Raw genomic sequence first — 21,701 nt, 5'->3', positions numbered from 1 at the left:
TCCAGAAAGACTGCTTGAAAATACAAATGAGAAAAACACAATAGTAAACCATTTGGGTTTTACTTCAAATGTCTTTTTACTTTCAGTATTCATTTTGGGAAGCTTTTTCTGAAGCGTTTTTAAATCTTCACGCCGTACAAGCAAAGACATATCTGAGGTTCCGAAAGTTCCGGCACAGGTATCAATACTGACCTTTGCAGCCTTGAACGGTCTGAGATAGAAGCTGTGTTCGGCGGTAGTGGCAGAAATATTTTTATATGGAATAATAGTTTCACGGTTAACAAAAATTCCGCTTATAAGACTAACACTGTCATTTTCAAACCTAAACCATGTAAACAGCCATCGGAAATAACCAAAACCGATAATAAAAAGAATAACCAGTAAATCAAACCATGCACCTTTGAGCCATGTGTAAAAGGTATTGAAATCAATGGAAAAGGTTCTGATTCCTCTGAGCAGTGGAAATATAAGCAGCCATATATTTTTGGCTGCATTTTTTATTATTTTCAGCGGATGTTCATGATACATGGCAGATTTCCTTTCTTCAGAATCGTAAATTGTAGGTCAGTTCCGCAAAATCACGGTCGCTTAAAAACATGACGGTCATAATTCCGCCGTAAGCATAAAGAATTATAAAATTCAGTCCTGTAAGTCTTGAAAACGGAGTTGAAACAGAAGTTGTAAACTGAATTTTATTTAATCGGATAATCTGCTTTTTACGGAAATAAAATCCGCTTTCTTTAATTATTTTATCATCTGAAACATAGTAGTTTAAATTTTTAAAATACACAGGAAGATAAATAAGTGCCAGGAAAAAGCCGACTGCAAAGAATATAATGCAGAGAGTAATCATAACTATTGGTATAAAAGAAAGAAAATACGCAGTTAAGGCAAGAAGTATAAAGGTAAGAACAAGTATCAGAAATTTAAGAATATTAAGACAAGTTTTATCAGCGTAATAATGTTTCATGTTTCCCCTCTTTTCGCATTAATTTCCGGTTAATATATTATATATCGAAAAATCCCGGATATGTCATTCAGCAGATGTCAAAAAATGCTGATGCAAACATTTTACATTTTATGATATAATTGCCCGATATGAAGGAAGCGAAGCTTTCTTTGAGTTTTTGCAGGGCATTAAAATAAAATATAATAAGTAGTTTGTAACTTATTATATCATAAAACAGATGGTGAATTCAATATTGAGGTGCAAAAAATGTCTGAATCTTTACTTGAAAAAATAAATAATTTTGTATGGAGTGATTTTCTTCTGATTTTTCTGTTGGGTACAGGCCTGTTTTTTAGCATAAAACTTAAATTTTTTCAGTTTTTTAAAATTAAATATATTTTTAAAAATACAATTTTTTTGCTTTTCAGGGATAAATCTGCAGTAAAAACTACAGATAAGAATAGTATCTCACAGTTTCAGGCACTTTCCACAGCTCTTGCGGCAACTATGGGAACAGGAAATATAGCCGGGGTAGCAACTGCTATTACAATAGGCGGTCCGGGAGCAGTATTCTGGATGTGGATTTCTGCATTTTTAGGAATGGCACTGGTTTATGCTGAAAATTATCTTGGGACAGTTTTCCGCCGAAAGCATGACGGCTGCTGGGCAGGAGGGCCTATGGCATACCTTGAAAACGGAGCAGGAAAAAAATATCTTGCAGTTTTGTTTGCAGCATTCTGTGCATTGGCATCATTGGGTATGGGAAATATGACTCAGGTAAATTCTATTTCCACCTCATTAAATGATTCATTCGGAATACCTGTAAAGCTTACTGGCATTATTGCAGCAGTTTTGACGCTTATTATCATTTCAGGAGGAATAAAGCGAATCGGAAAAGCTTCCCAGTATCTGATACCGGTGCTGTCGGGAGTATATATTATAGGTGCAGTAATAATAATTATAAAAAACAGTGTAAATATACCTGAGACTTTCAGACTTATTTTTACAGATGCATTTGGAATACGGGCTGCCGGAGGAGGAATCTGCGGAGCAATTTTAAAAAAGAGTATTAACACAGGTCTTCGCAGAGGAGTTTTTTCTAACGAAGCCGGATTGGGAAGCTCGGCTCTGCTGCATTCCGCATCAGACAATACTGACCCCCATAAGCAGGGATTATGGGCAGTGTCAGAGGTTTTTATTGATACGATTATATGCTGTACTCTGACAGCTCTTGCGATACTTACAAGCGGAGCTGTAAGCTCCGGAAAGGATGGCGTACCGCTTGTAACAGAAGCATTCAGGACAGTAATGGGTGATTTTGCGCCGGTTTTCATTTCAGTGTCTGTATCACTTTTTGCATTTGCAACGCTTATAAGCTGGTTTTACTGCGGAGAATGTTCTGTCAGATATCTTTTCGGAAATTCCGGAATACCGTTTTATAAATTTATTTTCATATTTTCTGTTATAATTGGTGCGGCGGCAGAGCTTAAAGCTGTCTGGACTGTTTCTGATATTTTTAATGGTCTTATGGCAATCCCGAATCTTGCCGGACTTATAATTTTAAGAAAAAATGTAAAAGGTGAATAAAACTGACTTTATAAAGACAATAATTACATAGGAAATCTATTGTGAAACCATTTGAAAGGGGAAAGTAAAAATGAAAGCAGTATTGCAGGAAAACAAAATAATAGGAACGTCCTCTCCTGAAGAGGCAATTTTTACAGGGGCAGCAGCTGCCGGATATTCCAAAAGAATAGCTGTCGGCAGAAACGGACAGTCAAGAGCAGCGGAGATGGCACTGTGTTCCGGAATAATATCTTCCGGATCAGATGTTATACTTCTGGGAAAATGCATGGAAACGGAACTTTTTTTTGCATCACGTCTTACAGGCTGCGATTTATGTCTTTATATCAAGGAAGAACCTCTGATGAAAATTGAAGTGAGAGCAAAAGGCGGACTTCCATTGGACTGTGAGGCAAATCATTTTATAAATGAAGCTTTGAAAGAAAGAAGCATGCCGGAAATTTTTTCTGATGAGGGAACAATTACTGACGGACAGGGATTCAGAGAGGTTTACAAGCAGCATATAGAAGGACTGATTTCTAAAGAATGTCCTTATTCAATAAAGCTCAGCCGTACACCAGGAACAAACAAGCTTCATTTTCCGGAAAACGATGGGGAAGAACTGGTAATACAGTTAAGCTCAGACGGTACAAAAGCATCAGTTTATGCGGAAAGCTGCGGATTTTTGTCTTATGAAAAGCTGATATTCATATGCTGTATGGATTTATTTGAAAACGGCAAGGATGTGGGACTGCCTTTTGAATTTCCGTTTTCTGCCGATAATTTTGCTGCAAAATACGGCTGTAAGGTTCACCGGTATTTTTCATGCTCTGACGGATATTCAGACGATCGTGGAAGGAAGCTTGCAAGAGAACAGAATTTTACTCTGGACGGACTTTTTTTAGCACTCAGATTTATAGATATTATAACCAGAAAAGGCGTACGCCTTAAAGATGTACCATCTATGGTGCCGGATTTTTATGTTACAAAGAAATTTATAGAGCTTGATAAGGACAGAGTAGAAGGAATTTTAAATCACTGGGAAGGCAGCAGTACTCCCGGAGGGACAACCTTTGCCAAAAATGAAAACCGTGTTGTAATGCAGCCGTCTTCATCGGGAAAGGGACTCTGGGTGCAGATAGAAAGCCGTTCTATGGAGACGGCAGCTGAATTATGCGGCAGAATTGAAGAAAAGTTAAAAAATGATGAGTTTTAAACATATTAATTAGTGCAAAATTTCCTTGACAATTTTGTGCAAGTTGCGTATAATTAGTATGTATATTTGTATGAACCGTTTCCATTGCCGCCGGAATAATGCTGCAAACAGGTTATTCCGGCGTCAAACATAAAGATTTTATGGCATATTCTAATGCCTTAAATATAAAGGCAGTCCCGTATATGATCCTGTTCAGGGGTTAGCAGGCGGCATTGCTTTAAAACAGGTCCGGATCGTCTTAAGACCTGAACGCTTTGCAAAGCGTAAAAATAATACATAAAAAATCCGGGATACTGAAACATACTTGAAAATTCCGCAGCTCTAAAATATGCGGAGAAGATATTTTTTGAGTTTCATTATTTATTTTTTCCAAGCCATGATAGCATTAATTTACTTTAAACCCTGTAATACGGGTGATATTTAATTATAGTTTTAATTAATCTTCCTAACAGAAAAAATAAAATAATTATTGAATCAATAACCGGAAAAAGAAAAGCGAGGTTATATAGTGGAAAATAATCAGACAAAATTACCGCAGGAGAAGAGAAGAGATTTCAGAAGAAGTGATTTTTATCGCTCAAAGGGACAGAAAAGACCTTTACAGGCAGTTTCTGCCATAAAGCAGGAGACTGCTCCGAAACCTAAGAGGGAGCAAAGGCGTACTCCTGTAAAAATTATACCGTTAGGCGGACTTAATGAGATCGGAAAGAATATGACCGTTATTGAATGTTCAAACGATATGTTTATAATTGACTGCGGTCTTGCGTTTCCGGACAGCGAAATGCCGGGTGTAGATATAGTAATCCCGGATTTTACCTATGTTGAAAAAAATAAGGAAAAACTTCGTGGCATTGTTCTTACTCATGGTCATGAGGACCATATAGGAGGACTTGCTTATCTTCTTAAAAAAGTAAATGTCCCGGTTTACGGAACAAAGCTTACTTTAGGTCTTGTTGAGGGTAAACTCAGAGAACACGGACTTGAGGGAAAGGTTAGCCTTAATGTAACTTCACCGAGAAAAACAGTCAAGATGGGCTGTATGGCAGTTGAATTTATAAGAGTAAACCATTCTATTCCTGATGCTGTGGGAATGGCTATTCATACTCCGGCAGGAGTAATTGTCCATACAGGCGACTTTAAAATTGATTTCAGCCCTATAAACAGCGGAATTATCGACCTTACCCGTTTCGGGGAACTGGGAAGCAGAGGCGTTCTGGCACTGATGGCTGATTCTACCAATGCTGAACGTCCGGGATATACCCAGTCTGAGAGAAAAGTCGGGGAATCCTTTGAAAAGCTTTTTTCAAAGGCTGAGGGAAAAAGAGTCATAATCGCAACATTCTCCTCAAATATACACAGAATTCAGCAGATCATAAACTGTGCTGAAAGATATGGCAGAAAGGTTGCGGTTTTCGGCAGAAGTATGGTAAACGTCATAACAACTGCAATAGAGCTGGGATATCTTTCAGTGCCGAAAGGCATACTGATTGATATTGATGCCATGAACCGTTATGATGATTCTGAAATAGTTCTGATTACAACGGGAAGTCAGGGAGAGCCTATGTCAGCTCTTACCAGAATGGCGATGAATGACCATAAAAAGGTAAATATCACGCCTATGGACTTTATTATTATTTCTGCAACGCCTATTCCGGGAAATGAAAAGTTCGTTACAAAGGTTGTAAATGAGCTTATGAAGTCCGGAGCTGAGGTGGTTTATGAAGCAATGTATGAAGTGCACGTTTCAGGACATGCCTGTCAGGAAGAGCTTAAGCTTATTCAGGCACTTACAAAGCCTAAATTCTTTATTCCAGTTCACGGAGAATACAAGCATCTAAAAAAACATGCAGAGCTTGCAATCTCTCTGGGAATGCCAAAGGAAAACGTTATAATTGCGGAAATAGGAAATGTAATCGAAACAGACGGAACAAAAATGAATATCGTTTCTCAGGTTCCGTCAGGACGTGTTCTGGTTGACGGACTGGGAGTGGGCGATGTAGGCTCTATAGTACTCCGTGACAGAAAGCATCTGGCTCAGGATGGACTTATTATTGTTGTTGTGGGAATCGAAAAGGCTTCAAATACAGTGGTTTCAGGACCTGATATTATTTCAAGAGGATTTGTTTATGTCAGGGAATCTGAAGAACTTATTGACAATGCAAAAAATCTTATGTGCAATACCCTGGATTCCTGTACTGTTCAGGATTTCAGAGAATGGAATGCAATAAAAACACGCATGCGTGACGCACTTTCAGATTATATATATGAAAAGACAAAGCGCAGTCCTATGATACTTCCGATTATTATGGAAGTCTGATTTTAAATTTTTCAAGGCGAGGTGAATCTGTTGAAGAAAAGAGTTCCTTACAGTTTTATTATAGCGGCACTGCTGCTTATGGCTTCAAGTATTTTATCTGCTGTTATGCTTCAGGAATACAGTATTCGGCGGTTCATCATCGCTTTGATTCCTTCTGTAGTCTTTTCAGTTGCTTTAATTACTGAAATAATAATGTCCCAGAGAAATTCAATAAAGTTTATTGCAAAGCTTAATGAATCAGTGGGAATGGCTGAAAATGAGATAATGTATTATTCTGAAACTCCGGCAGTTATTGTAAACGAGAATTTTATCGTTTTATGGTGCAACAGAGAATTTGACAGTCAGCTCATTGAGGATCATGAAATTTTTGGAACAGATATTATCAAAGCTCTTTGTCTGGACGTAAAAGAGCTTATGACTGACGGTATCAGCAAAACTGAATATAACGGAAGAATATATAAGGTTTCCGCAATTCCTGTTGACAAAAATGATGTGAGAATGGTTTATCTGAATTTTACGGATATATCAGAATTTGCAGAGCTTTTTAATAAATATAAAAGAACACGCCCGTCGGTTATGCTCCTGGTAATAGACAATTACGAAGACGTAATGCAGAATTTCAAGGAAAGCGAAAAGGCACAGGTTGCTGCGGCAACAGAAACTCTTCTGGAAGAATTCATGGCAAAAACCACAGGCGTTTTAAGAAAACTCAGTCATGATAAATTTATTGCAGTAATTGAAGAACAGCATTTATGTGAAATCATAAATGCAAAATTCAGTATTCTTGACAATGCAAGAAATATTACCATAGGTGGCAGAAGCAATATTATAACCCTTTCAATCGGCGTCGGAAGAGGTGCTTCCACACTTGAGGAAAGCGAAACCTTTGCAAAACAGGCTCTTGATATGTGCCTTGGAAGAGGTGGGGATCAGGCGGCAGTTAAAACTGAAAACGGATTTAAATTTTACGGCGGCGTTGCCAAGGGCGTTGAAAAAAAATCCAGGGCAAAATCCCGTATTATTTCAAATGCGGTTCAGGAAGTTATACATAACAGTGACGAAGTGTTTATAATGGGACACAGATTTGCAGATCTTGATGCTGTGGGCTCCGGAGTCGGTCTGGCAGGTGCCATAAGAATGACCGGTGCAGACGCTTATTTTGTAGTTGATTTTGAAAAGAATCTTTCCGGTTCATTGATAAGCAGAGTTCAGGAGGAATATTCGGATCTTATTATTTCCCCGGAGGAAGCAGAAAACAAGTTTACAGACAATAGTCTGCTAATAATTGTGGATACCCATAACGGAGAACTTGTTGAAAGTCAGAATATCTATAAGGCGGCATCACAGAAAATTGTTATAGATCACCACAGAAAGTCTGTGAATTTTATTGACGATGCAGTTATATTCTATCATGAGCCTTATGCTTCTTCAGCATCTGAAATGGTTACAGAAATAATTCAGTATTTTAAAAATGTAAGTGTAATCCCTCAGATTCTTGCAGAGGCACTTCTTGCGGGAATTATGCTTGATACGAAAAATTTTGTTATGAAAACAGGCGTCAGAACCTTTGAGGCTGCGGCTTATCTGAGAAAAAGCGGTGCTGATACTGTTAAGGTAAAAAGTTTGTTTACAAGCTCTATAGAAGCCTACAGAAAAAAAGCAGAGCTTATATCATGTGCAGAGATCATTGATAAATGCGCTGTTGCTGTGGCACATACTCAGTCTGACGATATCAGGATCATTGCTCCTCAGGCGGCAGACGAGCTTCTGGGGATTGAAAATGTCGACGCTTCTTTTGTTATTTACAAAACCGGAGACGTTACGAATATTTCTGCCAGGTCGCTGGGTGTTATGAACGTACAGATAATAATGGAAAAACTGGGCGGAGGCGGTCACCAGACAATGGCGGCGGTTCAGCTTGAGAATACTTCCTTTGATAAGGCAAAGGAAATGCTGATAAAGGCAATAAAAAGTGATTGATACAGAAAGGATAAAACAATGAAGGTTATTTTTTTACAGGATGTTAAAGGTTCGGGAAAAAAAGGAGAAGTAAAAAACGTTTCCGACGGATATGCCAGAAATTTTCTTATAGGCAAGGGACTTGCCGTTGAAGCAACTGCAAAAAATATGAATCTTCTGGATGGTCAGAAGGCGTCAGCTCAGCATAAAAAGGATGTTGAAAAACAGACTGCTGAAGAAATTGCGTCAGTTATAAACGGAAAAACAGTTAAGGCTGTTGCTAATGCTGGATCAAACGGCAGACTGTTCGGCTCTGTTACAACTGGAAATATTGCTGATTTAATTGAAAAACAGTTTGGCAGAAAAATTGATAAAAAGAAAATATCTCTTAAAACAGAAATAAAGAATTTTGGTACTTATGAGGCTGAAATAAAACTTTACAATGGAGTGACTGCAAAGGTTACTATTGATGTTACAGAAGGCTGATCAGAAACGGAGAATAAAAATTTAAATGGATTATGCAGATTTTTCCGATAAGGAAATGCCTTACAGCCTTGAAGCGGAACAGACAATATTAGGCGCTATACTCATAGACCAGTCGGTTATTTCAACTGTACTGGAAAAAGTTAAACCGGAAAGCTTTTATAATGAGCAGCACCGTGCACTTTTTAATATAATGCTGAGAATGTTTACTTCCGGAATCAAAGCGGATATTATTACGGTTTTAAATGAATCTGTAAAGGAAAATATTTTTGATTCTGCTCAGGAAGGAAGAAATTATCTCGGTGCTTTAGTTAACATGGTTCCGTCAGTGGATAATGTTGACAGCTATTGTCAGATTGTTGCTGAGAAATACTATATAAGAAGTCTGGCACTGGTGGCAAGAGAGCTTCTTCATGAAATATCTATGGGGCAAAGCTCTGCACAGGTGCTTCTGGACTCTGCCGAGCAGAAAATATTCGATATCCGTCAGGGCAAGGACGTTAAGGGACTTACACCTATCAGTGATGTGGTTTTTGAATCGTGGGACAGACTTCAGAAAATTTCAGGTCCTGATAAAGAAAAATATCTGGGTGCTAAAACCGGGTATACTCTTCTTGATACAATAACGACAGGTCTTAATAAGTCAGACCTTATTATACTTGCCGCACGTCCCGGTATGGGTAAAACTTCTTTTGCTCTGAATATTGCAACGAATGTTGCAAGACATTCAAATAAAGATGTTACAGTATTTTCACTGGAAATGTCAAAGGAACAGCTTGCTACCAGAATGCTTTCTACGGAAGCACTGGTTGACTCAAATAAACTCAGAAGCGGATTTTTGTCGGATAATGACTGGGTAAGGCTTGCATCAAGTGCGGATGTGCTTTGCGGACTTCCGATTTATCTTGATGATACTGCCGGAACAACTGTTCAGCAGATAAAAGCCAAGCTCAGACGAGTGAAAAATCTGGGACTTGTGGTAATCGACTATTTACAGCTTCTGGGTTCTACTATAAAATCGGAAAATCAGGTTCTGAGAATTTCTGAAATCACCAGAAACTTAAAAATCATGGCAAAGGAAATGGACGTTCCCGTAATACTGCTTTCTCAGCTTAACCGTGGAGTCGAAAGCCGTCCGGATAAAAGACCGCTTCTTTCAGACCTGAGAGAATCCGGTTCAATCGAACAGGACGCCGATATTGTTATGTTTCTTTACAGGGACGCATATTATAATAAGGAAAGTACAGAGCCGAATGTTTCTGAATGTATTGTGGCGAAAAACCGTCATGGTGACACGGGAACAGTAAAGCTTATCTGGGACGGTCAGTTTACACGATTTTCAAATGCTGATTTTGATTCTCCGCCGGAGGGGTAAATGTTGACAGACAGAATAATTGAAACGATCCGGACATACAGTATGATTAATAAGGGCGATAATGTTACAGCGGCTCTTTCCGGTGGTGCTGACAGCGTCTGCCTTTTGCTTGCTTTAAAAGAACTGTCTGAACCTATGGGATTTACTGTTGACGCAATTCACATAAATCATTGCATAAGAGGTGCAGAAAGCGACAGGGACGAGCAGTTCTGCCGGGATCTTTGCAAAAAGCTTGAAATACCGCTTACCATTAACCGTAGTGATGTTCCAAAACATGCAAAGGAATGGGGAAAGTCCATTGAGGAAGCGGCAAGGGATATAAGATATTCATATTTCGCAGAGCATCTTCTTGACAGTGATAAAATAGCTACAGCTCATACGGCTTCTGATAATGCAGAAACAATGCTGCTGAATCTTATAAGAGGTACCGGACTTAAAGGGTTATGCGGTATTCCTCCGGTAAGGGGGAGTATTATAAGACCTCTTATTGATATTACAAGACAGCAGGTTGAAGAATATTTAAAAGAAAAAAATCAGGATTATGTTACAGATTCTACAAATCTTTCGGACGATTATACCAGAAACAGAATAAGGCATAAGATAATTCCGGAGATTCTGGAGATAAACAGCGGATTTTACAAAACATTTGCCGCTGAAACAGATATTTTCAGGGAGGAAAATGAATTTATTTCAAAGACTTCAGACAAAGCGTATGATGATTGCTTAAAAAACGGACGCCTTGTGGATGCAGATAAATTTCCAAAGGCAATACGCAGAAGAATGACAGCAAGATTTTTGAAATCAAATGATATTCCTGAAAGTTATGAAAAAATTAATGAAGTCAGCAATCTTTCTGAAAATGACGGAAAGATTAATATAAAAAAAGGAATTTATATAACCTGCAAAAATGGGGTTATATCTGTTGAACATGAACGGGAAAAACCCGAAGATGTTCAGGTTCCTTTAAAGCCTGGTTGGAATTCCATCTTTGAAGGCAGAGTTCTGATTGCTGAGGAAAATAACTGCGGCGAAGCATTGATAGACCTTGACAAGGTTCACGGGCATATCGTTTTGAGAAACCGCAGATACGGGGACAAAATAAGGCTTTCCGGCAGGAGCTTTACATCTTCTGTGAAAAAGCTTTTAAATGAAAATATCCCGTCAGACAGGCGAAGCACTATACATTTTCTTGCAGATGACGAGGGACTTATATACGCTGAAACTTTCGGCGTTGCAGACAGGGTAAAAGTAACTGGGGAAACTACTCGGATTTTATCCGTGAAAACAGAGGATGTGATATGAACTGCCAATGCAGCAAATAAAAAAGGTCCCGGGGTTCATTTATTTTTTGCAGATATTGTAATAGAAATAAATATTCCCTATGAAATTGACTTTATGACTGTTTCAAGTTATAATAGTAATACGGTAAGTTCCGGAGAAATAAGAATTCTGAAGGATCTTTCCGCAAATGTAAATGCAGACATGTTCTTATTATCTGGAATATCTTTTTGGGATGGGTCTGACTCTTTATCATTTGAAAAAATTCTGGGACACAGATCCCCTGAGTCCCTTAAAATCTGTACTCTTTTGGACAAGCCTTGCATATGAGATTGCTAAAGATTTATAATTTCTGATATATTTGTGGCAGGCTATGGAATGGATTTGGCTGAACAGTACAGAAATTTGCCTTTTACAGGCATTTATGAATAAGTACATAGGGGCAGCACCGTACACGCCTGACGGCTTGCACATAATTCCTGTGCGGTATTGTCACAGACAAAAGAATGGAGTGAATTTATTATTGGCATCTAACAGAAACAACAAAGGCATTGCGGCTTATATTGCAGTAGCAGCAGCTCTTATTATTGCATTTATGCTGATTTTTCCCAGACTGACTGAGTCGACTAAGAAAACACAGTATTCTGAAGTGATTTCCTATTTTGATGAATATAAGGTAAAGTCTTATACACTTGATCTGGGTACTGGTGAACTGGAATATACTCTGGAAGGTGAAGACAAGCCAAGAACCTATGAGGTTCCTAATGTAAGTATTTTCCTTGATGATACTGATTCAGATGAAAATGATTACAGAACAGAATATAATAAAAGACATCCGGATGCACCTCTTGAACAGGATTACAAGAAAATAAAGGATAGTTCATGGATTATTTCAGTAATTCCGACAATCCTGCTTCTGGTAATGGGTGTGGTTCTGTTTTTCTTTATGATGAAACAGACTGGAGGCGGAGGAAAATATTCCGCTTTCGGAAAGGCAAATATTAAAAATCAGGCTAGCAGCGGCGGAAAAAAGGTAACATTTGCAGATGTGGCAGGTGCAGATGAAGAAAAACATGAAATGGAAGAAATCGTTGATTTCCTTAAAAATCCTAAAAAGTATGCGGAAATCGGTGCAAGAATTCCTAAAGGCGTTTTACTTCTCGGTCCTCCGGGTACCGGTAAAACCCTTCTTGCAAAGGCAGTTGCCGGTGAAGCAGGCTGTCCGTTTTTCCCGATTTCCGGTTCTGATTTCGTTGAAATGTTCGTAGGTGTGGGTGCTTCGAGAGTCCGTGATCTTTTTGAACAGGCAAAGAAAAATGCACCTTCTATTATCTTCATAGATGAAATTGACGCTGTGGGACGTCAGAGAGGTACAGGTCTCGGCGGCGGACATGACGAGCGTGAACAGACACTGAACCAGCTGCTTGTTGAAATGGATGGATTTACTGGCAATGAGAGTGTTATTGTTATTGCAGCAACAAACCGCCGTGATATTCTTGATCCGGCACTTTTAAGACCGGGACGTTTTGACAGACAGATTGTGGTAAGCTATCCGGATATTAAGGGACGTGAGGAAATTCTTAAGGTTCATACAAGAAACAAGCCTCTGGGACCGGATGTAAATCTTAAGACAATAGCCCAAACCACAGCCGGATTTACAGGAGCTGATCTGGAAAATCTGGTAAATGAAGCTTCATTGCTTGCGGCAAGAGCCAACAGAAAAGCTATTACCAAAGAGGATATCGAGGAAGCTACAATTAAGGTTGTGGCAGGTCCTGAAAAGAAATCCCGTGTTGTTACTGAACGTGAAAAGAAGCTTACATCGTATCATGAAGCAGGTCATGCAGTCTGCACATATTATTGTCCTTCACAGGATAAGGTTCATCAGGTTTCAATAATACCGCGAGGTATGGCAGGAGGCTATACAATGTCTCTGCCGGAACACGATAAGTCATATGTAAGCAGAACTGAGATGCGTGAAAATATTGTAACCCTTCTGGGCGGACGTGTTGCCGAAAAACTTATACTTGATGATATATCAACAGGTGCTTCAAACGATATTGAGCGTGCAACGTCGATTGCCAGAAATATGGTTACTCGATATGGTTTCAGCGATAAGCTGGGTCCTATGGTTTACGGCCATGATCAAGGCGAGGTTTTCCTTGGCAGAGATTTCAGCAGCGGCAGAGATTATTCTGAAAATGTTGCGGCAGAAATTGATGCTGAAATGAGAGAAATCATTGAAGATGGATATCAGCGCAGTAAGGATATTCTTGAAGAACATATTGATCAGCTGCATTTCCTTGCAAAGTATCTTATGAAATATGAAAAGATTGATGACAAGGATTTTGAAGCTCTCATGAAGGGTGAAATGGATTCCAGTGTTTTAGAGAATACACCAGAGGAAACTCAGGATAATTCTGAAATTCTTCCAGAGCCTGAAAATCCTGAAATATCTTCAACAAATGATACGGCGGATTCTCCGGAAACAAAAGAATAAAATGAAAAAACGGGGCTTTTTAGGAAAGCTCCGTTTTTTTGTGTGTTTCATAATACTTTCAATGAGACAGTATAAAAAAGTAGCACCGCTTGAAGCGGTGCTGAGAGAGGGATCACAATACACGACTGATATTCGCGTTTAAAGGCCCGTTAAGACCAATGATTATGTCAAAGTTTAATAATTCAAGGTAAAAAAACTGCTGTTTTCACAGATTTTTTCAGTTTTGCTTTTGCCCTGCTTTTTCAGGCATAAAGAGCAAACAAAGGTATCATTTATTATATATTGCATAAATGAATATCCGTCACAGCCTGATGCCTGTATACTATCACCGTCAAAATAAAATTCAGCACTTTTAAGGGAATAGGATATTCCAATTCCCAAAGCCTTTACAAAACTTTCCTTAAGAGTCCACAGTCTGAAAAAAGTTTCATCAGGTCTGGCAGAATTTTTAACGGCATCTATTTCTCCCAGAGAAAACGAACGGTTCAAAACTCTGGGAGGATAATTTCTGATAAATTCAACGTCAACTCCGGTTTCACAGCTTTCAATTGAACAAACAGCAAGACCGGTACAGTGACTTATATTAAAATACAAATCCGAGTTTTTCAAATACGGCTTACCGTATTTATTGAAACCTACTGTATCATCATTGTAAGCAATACCAAATTCGCTCAATTGATTTTTCAGCACATCATAAATTGCATTATGAAGGCGTTTTTTATGGTCTGCTTTGCCATTGTCCAAATCAGGTGACCGCCTGACAAATTTAAGCATTTATCAGCCTTTTTTAGATACTGATTTAGTTGTTTTTGCAGCTGAAGGCTTTGTTGTTGATTCTTTTACTGTTTTGGAAGCAGTTTTTGATTCAGCCTTTGAAGCTACTGCAGCAGTTGCCTTTGCAGTTGTTTTTGCTGCTGCTTTTGTAGTTGCTTTAGCGGCTGTTTTAGCGGCACTCTTAACTGCGGCTGCTGTTTTTTTAACTTCTTCCTTTATTTCTTCTTTTACAGCTGCTGTCTTTGGAGCAGCTTTTTTTCTTGAAGTTTTTGCTGATTTTTTATTGTTTTCAATAACAGGCTGAATTGAAAATGCTTTTGCCATATCACCGGAAATTAAAAGCTTTCCGGATTCATAAGCTTCCTGTTCACTTAAGTTGCCTGACAGGATATCAATAATATCATCGCCAGAAGCTGTAAACACAGCATTGTTATCATCATAGCTGTATGGTTCAACAGCAAGTTTGCCGTCATTAATTTCAACATAAAAAATACCGCTGCCTTCACCTGTAACATTTATCTGAATAGCAAGATGATCTTCATAGTTACTTACATCGGCAGAACCGAATTCCTTTTTTACCTTATCAACGATTTCATGAAAAGTCATAATTATCCTCCTGAATTACACATAAATATAATAATTTCGCTTATAGTTTTATAGTTTACATTCTCATATAATATTTATAACACAAATTTCACCGGAAAGTCAATTGACGATATGTAGATTTTTTTTTATCCTTCAACACCAAAAAACGTCAATTTTTTCTTAAAATTGCAAAAAAATAACGTAAATTCTTGATTTAAAATAGAAATTCAACAAATCAAAAAGTTTTTGAAATAAAATACTGGTTATTTTGCCGTTATTTTTGTTTGTGCAATTTGACGAATAATTATTCCCTTTTTTGTGAAATACACCATTTTTTATTGTAAATGCTATGTAATTTTAATTTCTTCCGGAGCATGAAGAACCAGAATATCATTTTCCATAATAGGTGTAGGACCTCTTGGAATAACAACTCCGGAACCTCTTTTAATAAGTATAACAAGATTTTTTGAAACAGCTGCAAAATCCGAAATGTTTTTTCCGATCCAGTTGCTCGAATGGGTGATTTTGTATTCTATAAACTGTATATCATCTGTTCCGTGATATTCCTGTGCACTTACAACAACAATATCACCGTCTTTGATTTTTGTTTTGCCGTTTGGAATTATGCTTTTATCACCGCGTATTATAAGTACGAAAAGCAGATCCCACGGAATGGAAAGCTCACGGATTCTTTTATCTTTCCATGGATGATCTCCCTTTATTGTAAGTTTGATAAACTGAATGTCCAGTTCTTCAACATAGTCGTTGAAGGTTTTGAGTACATCTGAACTGTCATCTGTCATTCCGAATACTTTTGCCATGAATGGTATAAGAGAACCCTGAACTGTAATGGAGATAAGTACAATACAGAAAACTATGTGAAAAATATCATGAGTCAGACTGTCCTCTGTAACAACAGCCATTATTGCAAAAACTATCGAAGCTGCACCTCGCAGTCCTGACCATGACACAAGAAGCTGTTGTTTTACACTGCATTTCATTGGAGTAAGTATTCCAAAAACAACAAGAGGTCTTGCAATCAGCATTAAAAAAAGTGATATTGCCAGTGCCTGTGGGAAAACCTTTGGCAGTGATGAAGGCAGGGACAGCAGTCCCAGAAGGAAAAATATGAGCATCTGCATAAGTCCGGTAAGTCCGTCGAAAAAATGAACCATGGATTTTTTGTTTTTTATATCGGAGTTTCCTAAAATTATGCCCACTATGTATGTACTTAAATATCCGTTTCCGTTAATGATTGACGGCAAAGCATATGCAAGTATTGCTATTGCAAGGACGAATGCAGCATCAAAGCCCTCAGTAGAAAATTTAAATCGTCTAAGAAAAAATCTTGCGGCAAAGGCTATAGCAAAGCCAAAGATAAGTCCATAGGCAAACTGAGCGAAAATAAGATATACTATTTCTCCGCCGTTTGCGTTGCCTTTCATAATGGAAAGAATTATAGCGGTAAGCATGTATGAACACGGGTCATTACTTCCGCTTTCAATTTCAAGCAGAGAAGCGGTATTTTCCTTTAATCCGAGTTTTTTTGAACGAAGTATTGAAAATACGGACGCAGCGTCTGTAGAGCTTATAACTGAGCCTACAAGCATGCTTTCAAGAAAAGGGAATCCCAGAATATAAAAGCAGAATAAGCCTGTAAGACCGGCAGTAGCCGCAACGCCCAGAGTTGAGAGCATTATTGATTTTGCTGCAACCGGTCTGGCTTCGCTCCAGTTGGTTCCGAAACCGCCGTAAAACATAATGAATATCAAAGCGGCAGAACAGATTTTTTCAGCAAAATCATAGTTTTCAAAAGGAATTTTAAGCAGTCCGTCCGAACCAAAAAGCATTCCGAGTCCAATGAATGCAATAAGAACCGGAATGCCTATTTTGTTTGAAATCCTGTTGAATATAACACATATTATTATTACAATTGATGAAATCAGAAGGGCAAGAGCCATTTATACCTCCTTGTGAAACTGTGGCTTTAAAGTATTAATATTCCTATACACAAAAATAATATGATTGCTGTCATTATAAAATTGAATACAGCAATATTTTTTCTTCCGTCCTGAAAGTTTTCAATACCATTCCATGCAGATATTACGCACAGCATAACAGATGAAATAATAATACCCGGTGTTGACGGTATGATATTAGTCCATCCGAGAATTACGATGATTATTACTAAAACACATAATACAGCACGTATCATAGCACTTTTTCTCATGATTTTTTTCCTCCGTTTTTTCTGGTTACTTTATGCTTTGAGCCATCCTTTTCAACTATATAAGTATTGTCCAGCTGAGAGGTAAGACTTCTGACAAAACTGTCACGATATTCCTGTCTTAGAGCTGCCTGTTCTGATTTTTCTTCAGGGGTAAGCTCTTCCTGACGGGATTTTCGTGCCAGAAAATTAATTCTGTCAATTTTTTTCTGTTCCATAACATCCCCCTTTATACATTATAATATGTATATAATACCATATTTTTAATACAAATTCAATATACCCTTGCATTTTTTCTGAAATGTGCTATTATTATTTTATAAAATAAAATGAAGCGGAGTTTAAAATAGTGAAAACAGCAGTTATTACAGGCGGCTCAAGAGGAATAGGCAGGGCTGTAGTTTACAGTCTGGCAAGAGATGGATTCATTCCGGTTATCAATTATGTAAAAAGCAGGGAAGCTGCGGAAAGTATTGCAAAGGAAACGGGCGGGATTGCCATACAGGCTGATGTTTCAGATTATGCCCATACGGAAAAGATGATAGAAACGGCTGTAAAGCAAACGGGGCGAATAGATGTACTGGTAAATAATGCAGGGATTTCTGTTACCGGACTTTTTACAGATATAACACCAAAACAAGCCTCGGATATGTGGAATGTAAATGTACAGGGGACTTTTAATTGTACAAAAGCCGTACTGCCCTTTATGATAAATAAAAAAAGAGGAAAGATAATTAATATTTCCTCAATGTGGGGACAGACAGGAGCGTCCTGCGAGGTGCATTATTCAGCGTCCAAAGCGGCGGTAATAGGGTTTACCAAAGCTCTTGCCAAGGAAGTGGGACCTTCCGGAATAAATGTAAACTGTATTGCTCCGGGGGTTATAGAAACTGATATGAATTTGTGTCACAGTCCTGAAACAATGGCTGAACTTGCAGAAGAAACACCTCTTGGAAGAATCGGAAAGCCGGAGGATATAGCGGAAGCGGTTTCCTTTCTGGCATCGGATAAGAGTGATTTTATTACTGGACAGATTATCGGGGTAAATGGTGGATTTATAATTTAGGAGGTTTTTTTATGAATGACAGACTTCAAAAACAAATTGATTTTATAATTGAAATTGATAAGCTTAAAAGCATACGCCGGCAGACGCTGATAATAGATGAAGATCGTCAGGAAAATGATGCTGAACACAGCTGGCACCTGGCAATGCTTGCGTTTTTGCTGGAGGAATATTCAAATGAAAAAATTGATGTGCTGAAAACTATTAAAATGGTTCTTGTGCATGATATTGTTGAAATAGATGCCGGAGATACCTATTGCTATGACAAAGAGGGATATAAAACCAAAGCGGACAGGGAGCAGAAAGCGGCAGACAGAATATTCGGCATTCTGCCGGAGGATCAGGGAAAGGAAATAATGAATCTCTGGACTGAATTTGAAAGGCAGGATACTCCTGAGTCTAAGTTCGCTTCTGTTCTTGACAGACTTCAGCCGCTGCTTTTAAATTACACCAAGGGCGGTATCTCATGGAAAAATCATAATGTGAAAAGCAGTCAGGTCAGGGAGAGAAATTTGTGCGTAAAGGACGGTTCCGAGGAACTTTATGATCTTATAATGAATATTATTGATGATGCAGTTCAAAAGGGTATGCTTCAAAAATAGCAGTGCGGCTTTTCTTTTTGGATTTTCAGATTGTTTTTGGTCATTGTTAAAAGTAACAAAACTTTGTGTGATTTGCATGTAAAATTTATCTTTGGTGTAGAAGAAACGAAAATATTTCGGTAAAATGGAAAAATTCTATTGAACTTTAAATTTTGTTGTGATATATTAGTTAAAGTTATTTAAGTGTATGTCAGATTTGATTTTTCAGAAAGAATGAGGGATACAATGAAAGAGAAATTTTTGGCAGTAAGAAAGCACATCGAAATTTTCAATAATAAAAGAGAAGATAATTCTACAAAGTATAAAATGACAAATCTGCTGCTTACCATACTTTTTCCTGTGTTTATAGTATGTATGGCAGAAATAAATCAGGCTAAATATCCGTCTAAATTTATTATATTTGCAGCTGAAAGACCTTCAGTCATGCTTTTTAACATACTTATTGCATCGCTGATTTTTTACGGCTTGCTGCTTTTGTTTAAAAAAGGATGGATAGCAGTTCTTATTCAGTCGTTTATTTATATGGCACTGAGTATTACTGAATTATTCAAATATAATACAAACGGCAATCATCTTATACTGACCGATATGAAGCTTGTAAAAAGCGTTAAGAGTCTTACGTCTTTTGCATATATAAAAATTACTCCTATGCTGATTACATATGTTTTAATAGTTGTTGCATATTTTGCTGCTGTATTCTGGTTTAACCCGAAAATGAAAATGAAAATGTCAAAGAGAATTGCACCGGCAATATGCTGTATAGCTGCATGTATTTCAGTTGTTACTGTTCCGGCAATTTCAAAGCCTGTTTACTCACTCTTTGATGTTGATACTACCGCAGCTGACAATACATTCAAGCTTAATGAAAAATTTGAAAATAATAGTTTTCTGGCATTTTTCTGCCAGACTGCTTCGGAAAATCTCGCCAATAAGCTCAAAGAGCCTGAAAATTATAATGACGATACTGTCGAAGCAATGATGAATGTTGATGTGGAAAATGATAACGGATTTTCAGAAGAAAAACCTAATGTTATTATGATCATGTCTGAATCACTGGCTGATTTCAGACAATTTGAAGACCAGCTGGATCTGGATTTCGGTGATACCTATGATGGCTTTGATGCAGTTGCCGCCGAAGGCTACAAAGGAACAACAATTGTTCCTACCTATGCAAGCTGGACTGTAAGAACAGAATTTGAACTTAATTTCGGACTTCCGGTCAGATCTTTAAATGATCCTAATATGCCGCAGAGAATGCTTCTTGACAGAGCACAGCCTACAATAGCTTCATATTATAAAAGCTGGGGCTATTCAACAGCTTATATTCATCCGTTTATGGGAAGTTTTTACAGCAGACAGCGTGTTTATTCAAACTTTGGCTTTGACCAGCTTATATTTGACGAAGATCTGACTGTTCCGATAAGCTACTATGGAACATATATTGATGATAAGACAGTGTTTAATCAGGTCGAAAAGCTTATTGAAGATACTGACGAACCGCTTTTCCTGCATACCACAACAATGCAGAATCATCAGCCTTATGATCAGGGGGAAGATCCTGATGATGAAATGGGCAATTATTTGCAGTGGATAGGCAAGACAGGCGAGGACTTTGAATCATTCATAAATGATCTCAAGGAAATTGATGAACCTACAGTAGTATTTATTGTGGGAGATCATTATCCGTCCTTAAAGGGAGAAAACAGCGTTTATGATCAGCTGGGAATGAATGGAAATAACTGCAGTGTTCTTTATGAGCAGCCGTTTATTATCTGGAGTAATTATGATCTTGATTACAGCAGTATGCCGGATGAAGAATTTTCAACATTCTATGTACCATATGTTCTGATGGATCTTATCGATGCTCCCAGGGACAGCTTTATTCAGGCGATGATGGATAAAATGGAAACACTGCCTGTTTATTCTACAAACTATGATCCGACTGTCGGCAGAGATGAAGATCTTGACATTCTGACATATGACCGTATTCTGGGTGATATTGTTTCATCAAATGCCATTCCGGAAGAGCAGAGAAAAACAGCTGAAGAAGCAGATCAATAAAAATATTGTCAGGGAGTGGAAAAAAGCCATTCCCTGATTTTTGTAAAAATAAACATTATGAAAGGAAGCGGAAGTAAAGATGAAAGAAATAAAATCAGGAATGAAAGCTTGTGCTGAAACAAGGGTTTCAAAGGAAAATCTTGCAGTAACTGTAGGAAGCGGTTCACTGGAAGTATTCGCAACTCCGATGATGACAGCACTTATGGAAAAAGCGGCAGCAGCTGCTGTTTCGGAATGCATGGAAAATGATGAAACAACGGTGGGAACAATGCTTGATATTACCCATGTTTCTGCTACACCGGAGGGAATGAATGTAAAGGCGTATGCCGAAGTAACCGAAGTGAACGGACGTGAAATTACTTTTAAGGTCAGTGCAGAAGATGAAGCCGGCTTAATAGGTGAAGGGACTCATAAACGTTTTGTGGTTTTCAGCGAAAAATTTATAAATAAAGCAAAGTCAAAAAATATTCTGTAAAGATAAATCGGAATTCATAGCAGCTATATGCGTAACTTATTGAGGGAAACCCTTTTGAAAAAGGGTTATCCCTCAAACTCCCTTCCTAAAACTTCACCTGATTTTTTCTCATAGGTGCGATGCCCCTTTGATAAAAAATAAATAAAAGTCTTTGGAAAAGGGTCTGGGGAAAAACCTTTCTTCAGAAAGGTTTGCCCCAGCAGGGTTTTGGATATAATACTGAAAATTCTGATTTATAATGGATAAATATGGAAAATAAAAAAGGCTGAATGTT

The 21,701-nt window shown here is 38.0% G+C and carries 19 protein-coding genes; 12 read left to right on the top strand and 7 right to left on the bottom strand.

Translation table 11 applies throughout. The features are described from left to right. Both ACI4WO_RS00725 and ACI4WO_RS00720 read right to left on the bottom strand, forming a co-directional pair. On the bottom strand, positions 1-528 hold a 528-nt coding region (locus ACI4WO_RS00725; RefSeq protein ID WP_439805639.1), incomplete at its 3' end, for a PH domain-containing protein. Positions 529-544: 16 nt separating this feature from the next. Beyond that, positions 545-970 (bottom strand): PH domain-containing protein, encoded by a 426-nt coding sequence (locus ACI4WO_RS00720; RefSeq protein WP_439805638.1) that lies wholly within the window; start codon positions 968-970, stop codon positions 545-547. A 246-nt stretch (positions 971-1,216) separates the two neighbouring features. On the opposite strand from ACI4WO_RS00720, the gene ACI4WO_RS00715 reads away from it, so the two are divergent. The 8 genes from ACI4WO_RS00715 to ftsH all read left to right on the top strand — a co-directional run bounded on the left by ACI4WO_RS00715 (position 1,217) and on the right by ftsH (position 13,640). Beyond that, positions 1,217-2,536, top strand: a complete 1,320-nt coding sequence (locus ACI4WO_RS00715) for an alanine/glycine:cation symporter family protein (protein ID WP_439805637.1) — start codon at positions 1,217-1,219, stop codon at positions 2,534-2,536. Between the two features lie 70 nt (positions 2,537-2,606). Next, positions 2,607-3,728 (top strand): hypothetical protein, encoded by a 1,122-nt coding sequence (locus tag ACI4WO_RS00710; RefSeq protein ID WP_439805636.1) that lies wholly within the window; start codon positions 2,607-2,609, stop codon positions 3,726-3,728. 616 nt (positions 3,729-4,344) lie between these two features. Further along, entirely contained in the window at positions 4,345-6,045 is a 1,701-nt protein-coding gene (locus ACI4WO_RS00705; RefSeq protein ID WP_439805641.1) for a ribonuclease J, read from the top strand. A 30-nt stretch (positions 6,046-6,075) separates the two neighbouring features. Continuing rightward, positions 6,076-8,025 carry a DHH family phosphoesterase gene (locus ACI4WO_RS00700; RefSeq protein ID WP_439805635.1) on the top strand — a complete coding sequence of 650 codons (1,950 nt, stop codon included), beginning with the start codon at positions 6,076-6,078 and terminating at the stop codon, positions 8,023-8,025. 18 nt (positions 8,026-8,043) lie between these two features. Beyond that, a complete protein-coding gene (rplI, locus tag ACI4WO_RS00695; RefSeq protein WP_439805634.1) occupies positions 8,044-8,490 on the top strand; it encodes a 50S ribosomal protein L9 in 447 nt (148 codons plus the stop codon). Positions 8,491-8,515: 25 nt separating this feature from the next. Then, positions 8,516-9,862, top strand: coding sequence for a replicative DNA helicase (gene dnaB / locus ACI4WO_RS00690; RefSeq protein WP_439805633.1), 1,347 nt, complete (start codon positions 8,516-8,518; stop codon positions 9,860-9,862). After that, positions 9,863-11,164, top strand: a complete 1,302-nt coding sequence (gene tilS / locus ACI4WO_RS00685) for a tRNA lysidine(34) synthetase TilS (RefSeq protein ID WP_439805632.1) — start codon at positions 9,863-9,865, stop codon at positions 11,162-11,164. Between the two features lie 499 nt (positions 11,165-11,663). Further along, positions 11,664-13,640 carry an ATP-dependent zinc metalloprotease FtsH gene (ftsH, locus tag ACI4WO_RS00680; RefSeq protein ID WP_439805631.1) on the top strand — a complete coding sequence of 659 codons (1,977 nt, stop codon included), beginning with the start codon at positions 11,664-11,666 and terminating at the stop codon, positions 13,638-13,640. A gap of 174 nt (positions 13,641-13,814) precedes the next feature. On the opposite strand, the gene ACI4WO_RS00675 is transcribed toward ftsH, so the two are convergent. The 5 genes from ACI4WO_RS00675 to ACI4WO_RS00655 all read right to left on the bottom strand — a co-directional run bounded on the left by ACI4WO_RS00675 (position 13,815) and on the right by ACI4WO_RS00655 (position 17,444). Next, complete coding sequence (locus ACI4WO_RS00675) at positions 13,815-14,384, bottom strand: 4'-phosphopantetheinyl transferase family protein (protein ID WP_439805630.1); 570 nt, start codon at positions 14,382-14,384, stop codon at positions 13,815-13,817. 33 nt (positions 14,385-14,417) lie between these two features. Beyond that, entirely contained in the window at positions 14,418-15,020 is a 603-nt protein-coding gene (locus ACI4WO_RS00670; RefSeq protein ID WP_439805629.1) for an SCP2 sterol-binding domain-containing protein, read from the bottom strand. Between the two features lie 326 nt (positions 15,021-15,346). Then, on the bottom strand, positions 15,347-16,960 hold the full coding sequence (locus ACI4WO_RS00665; RefSeq protein ID WP_439805628.1) for a potassium/proton antiporter: 1,614 nt from the start codon (positions 16,958-16,960) through the stop codon (positions 15,347-15,349). A gap of 26 nt (positions 16,961-16,986) precedes the next feature. After that, positions 16,987-17,229 carry a hypothetical protein gene (locus tag ACI4WO_RS00660; protein ID WP_439805627.1) on the bottom strand — a complete coding sequence of 81 codons (243 nt, stop codon included), beginning with the start codon at positions 17,227-17,229 and terminating at the stop codon, positions 16,987-16,989. Continuing rightward, complete coding sequence (locus ACI4WO_RS00655) at positions 17,226-17,444, bottom strand: DUF896 domain-containing protein (RefSeq protein ID WP_439805626.1); 219 nt, start codon at positions 17,442-17,444, stop codon at positions 17,226-17,228. Before ACI4WO_RS00655 ends, ACI4WO_RS00660 begins: the two co-directional genes overlap by 4 nt. Positions 17,445-17,572: 128 nt before the next feature. Here ACI4WO_RS00655 and ymfI point away from each other — a divergent pair, with 128 nt between their 5' ends. The 4 genes from ymfI to ACI4WO_RS00635 all read left to right on the top strand — a co-directional run bounded on the left by ymfI (position 17,573) and on the right by ACI4WO_RS00635 (position 21,427). Further along, positions 17,573-18,292: an elongation factor P 5-aminopentanone reductase gene (gene ymfI, locus ACI4WO_RS00650; protein ID WP_439805640.1), complete on the top strand. Its 720-nt coding sequence runs from the start codon at positions 17,573-17,575 to the stop codon at positions 18,290-18,292. A gap of 11 nt (positions 18,293-18,303) precedes the next feature. Then, positions 18,304-18,891, top strand: a complete 588-nt coding sequence (locus ACI4WO_RS00645) for an HD domain-containing protein (RefSeq protein ID WP_439805625.1) — start codon at positions 18,304-18,306, stop codon at positions 18,889-18,891. Positions 18,892-19,116: 225 nt separating this feature from the next. Beyond that, a complete protein-coding gene (locus ACI4WO_RS00640; protein WP_439805624.1) occupies positions 19,117-20,952 on the top strand; it encodes an LTA synthase family protein in 1,836 nt (611 codons plus the stop codon). A 79-nt stretch (positions 20,953-21,031) separates the two neighbouring features. Beyond that, positions 21,032-21,427 carry a thioesterase family protein gene (locus ACI4WO_RS00635; RefSeq protein ID WP_439805623.1) on the top strand — a complete coding sequence of 132 codons (396 nt, stop codon included), beginning with the start codon at positions 21,032-21,034 and terminating at the stop codon, positions 21,425-21,427. Positions 21,428-21,701 lie beyond the last annotated feature (274 nt).

The organism is Porcipelethomonas sp. (assembly GCF_051893655.1).
Classification (GTDB): Bacteria; Bacillota; Clostridia; order Oscillospirales; family Ruminococcaceae; genus Porcipelethomonas.
The sequence above is the reverse complement of the archived record's forward strand: the minus strand, read 5'-3'. Positions and strand labels throughout refer to the sequence as shown.

Coding starts and splice junctions, on each gene's coding strand:
- ACI4WO_RS00720 (WP_439805638.1), bottom strand. CDS start 970: ATGAAACATTATTACGCTGATAAAACTTGTCTTAATATTCTTAAATTT.
- ACI4WO_RS00715 (WP_439805637.1), top strand. CDS start 1,217: ATGTCTGAATCTTTACTTGAAAAAATAAATAATTTTGTATGGAGTGAT.
- ACI4WO_RS00710 (WP_439805636.1), top strand. CDS start 2,607: ATGAAAGCAGTATTGCAGGAAAACAAAATAATAGGAACGTCCTCTCCT.
- rplI (WP_439805634.1), top strand. CDS start 8,044: ATGAAGGTTATTTTTTTACAGGATGTTAAAGGTTCGGGAAAAAAAGGA.
- dnaB (WP_439805633.1), top strand. CDS start 8,516: ATGGATTATGCAGATTTTTCCGATAAGGAAATGCCTTACAGCCTTGAA.
- tilS (WP_439805632.1), top strand. CDS start 9,863: ATGTTGACAGACAGAATAATTGAAACGATCCGGACATACAGTATGATT.
- ACI4WO_RS00670 (WP_439805629.1), bottom strand. CDS start 15,020: ATGACTTTTCATGAAATCGTTGATAAGGTAAAAAAGGAATTCGGTTCT.
- ACI4WO_RS00665 (WP_439805628.1), bottom strand. CDS start 16,960: ATGGCTCTTGCCCTTCTGATTTCATCAATTGTAATAATAATATGTGTT.
- ACI4WO_RS00660 (WP_439805627.1), bottom strand. CDS start 17,229: ATGAGAAAAAGTGCTATGATACGTGCTGTATTATGTGTTTTAGTAATA.
- ACI4WO_RS00655 (WP_439805626.1), bottom strand. CDS start 17,444: ATGGAACAGAAAAAAATTGACAGAATTAATTTTCTGGCACGAAAATCC.
- ACI4WO_RS00645 (WP_439805625.1), top strand. CDS start 18,304: ATGAATGACAGACTTCAAAAACAAATTGATTTTATAATTGAAATTGAT.
- ACI4WO_RS00640 (WP_439805624.1), top strand. CDS start 19,117: ATGAAAGAGAAATTTTTGGCAGTAAGAAAGCACATCGAAATTTTCAAT.
- ACI4WO_RS00635 (WP_439805623.1), top strand. CDS start 21,032: ATGAAAGAAATAAAATCAGGAATGAAAGCTTGTGCTGAAACAAGGGTT.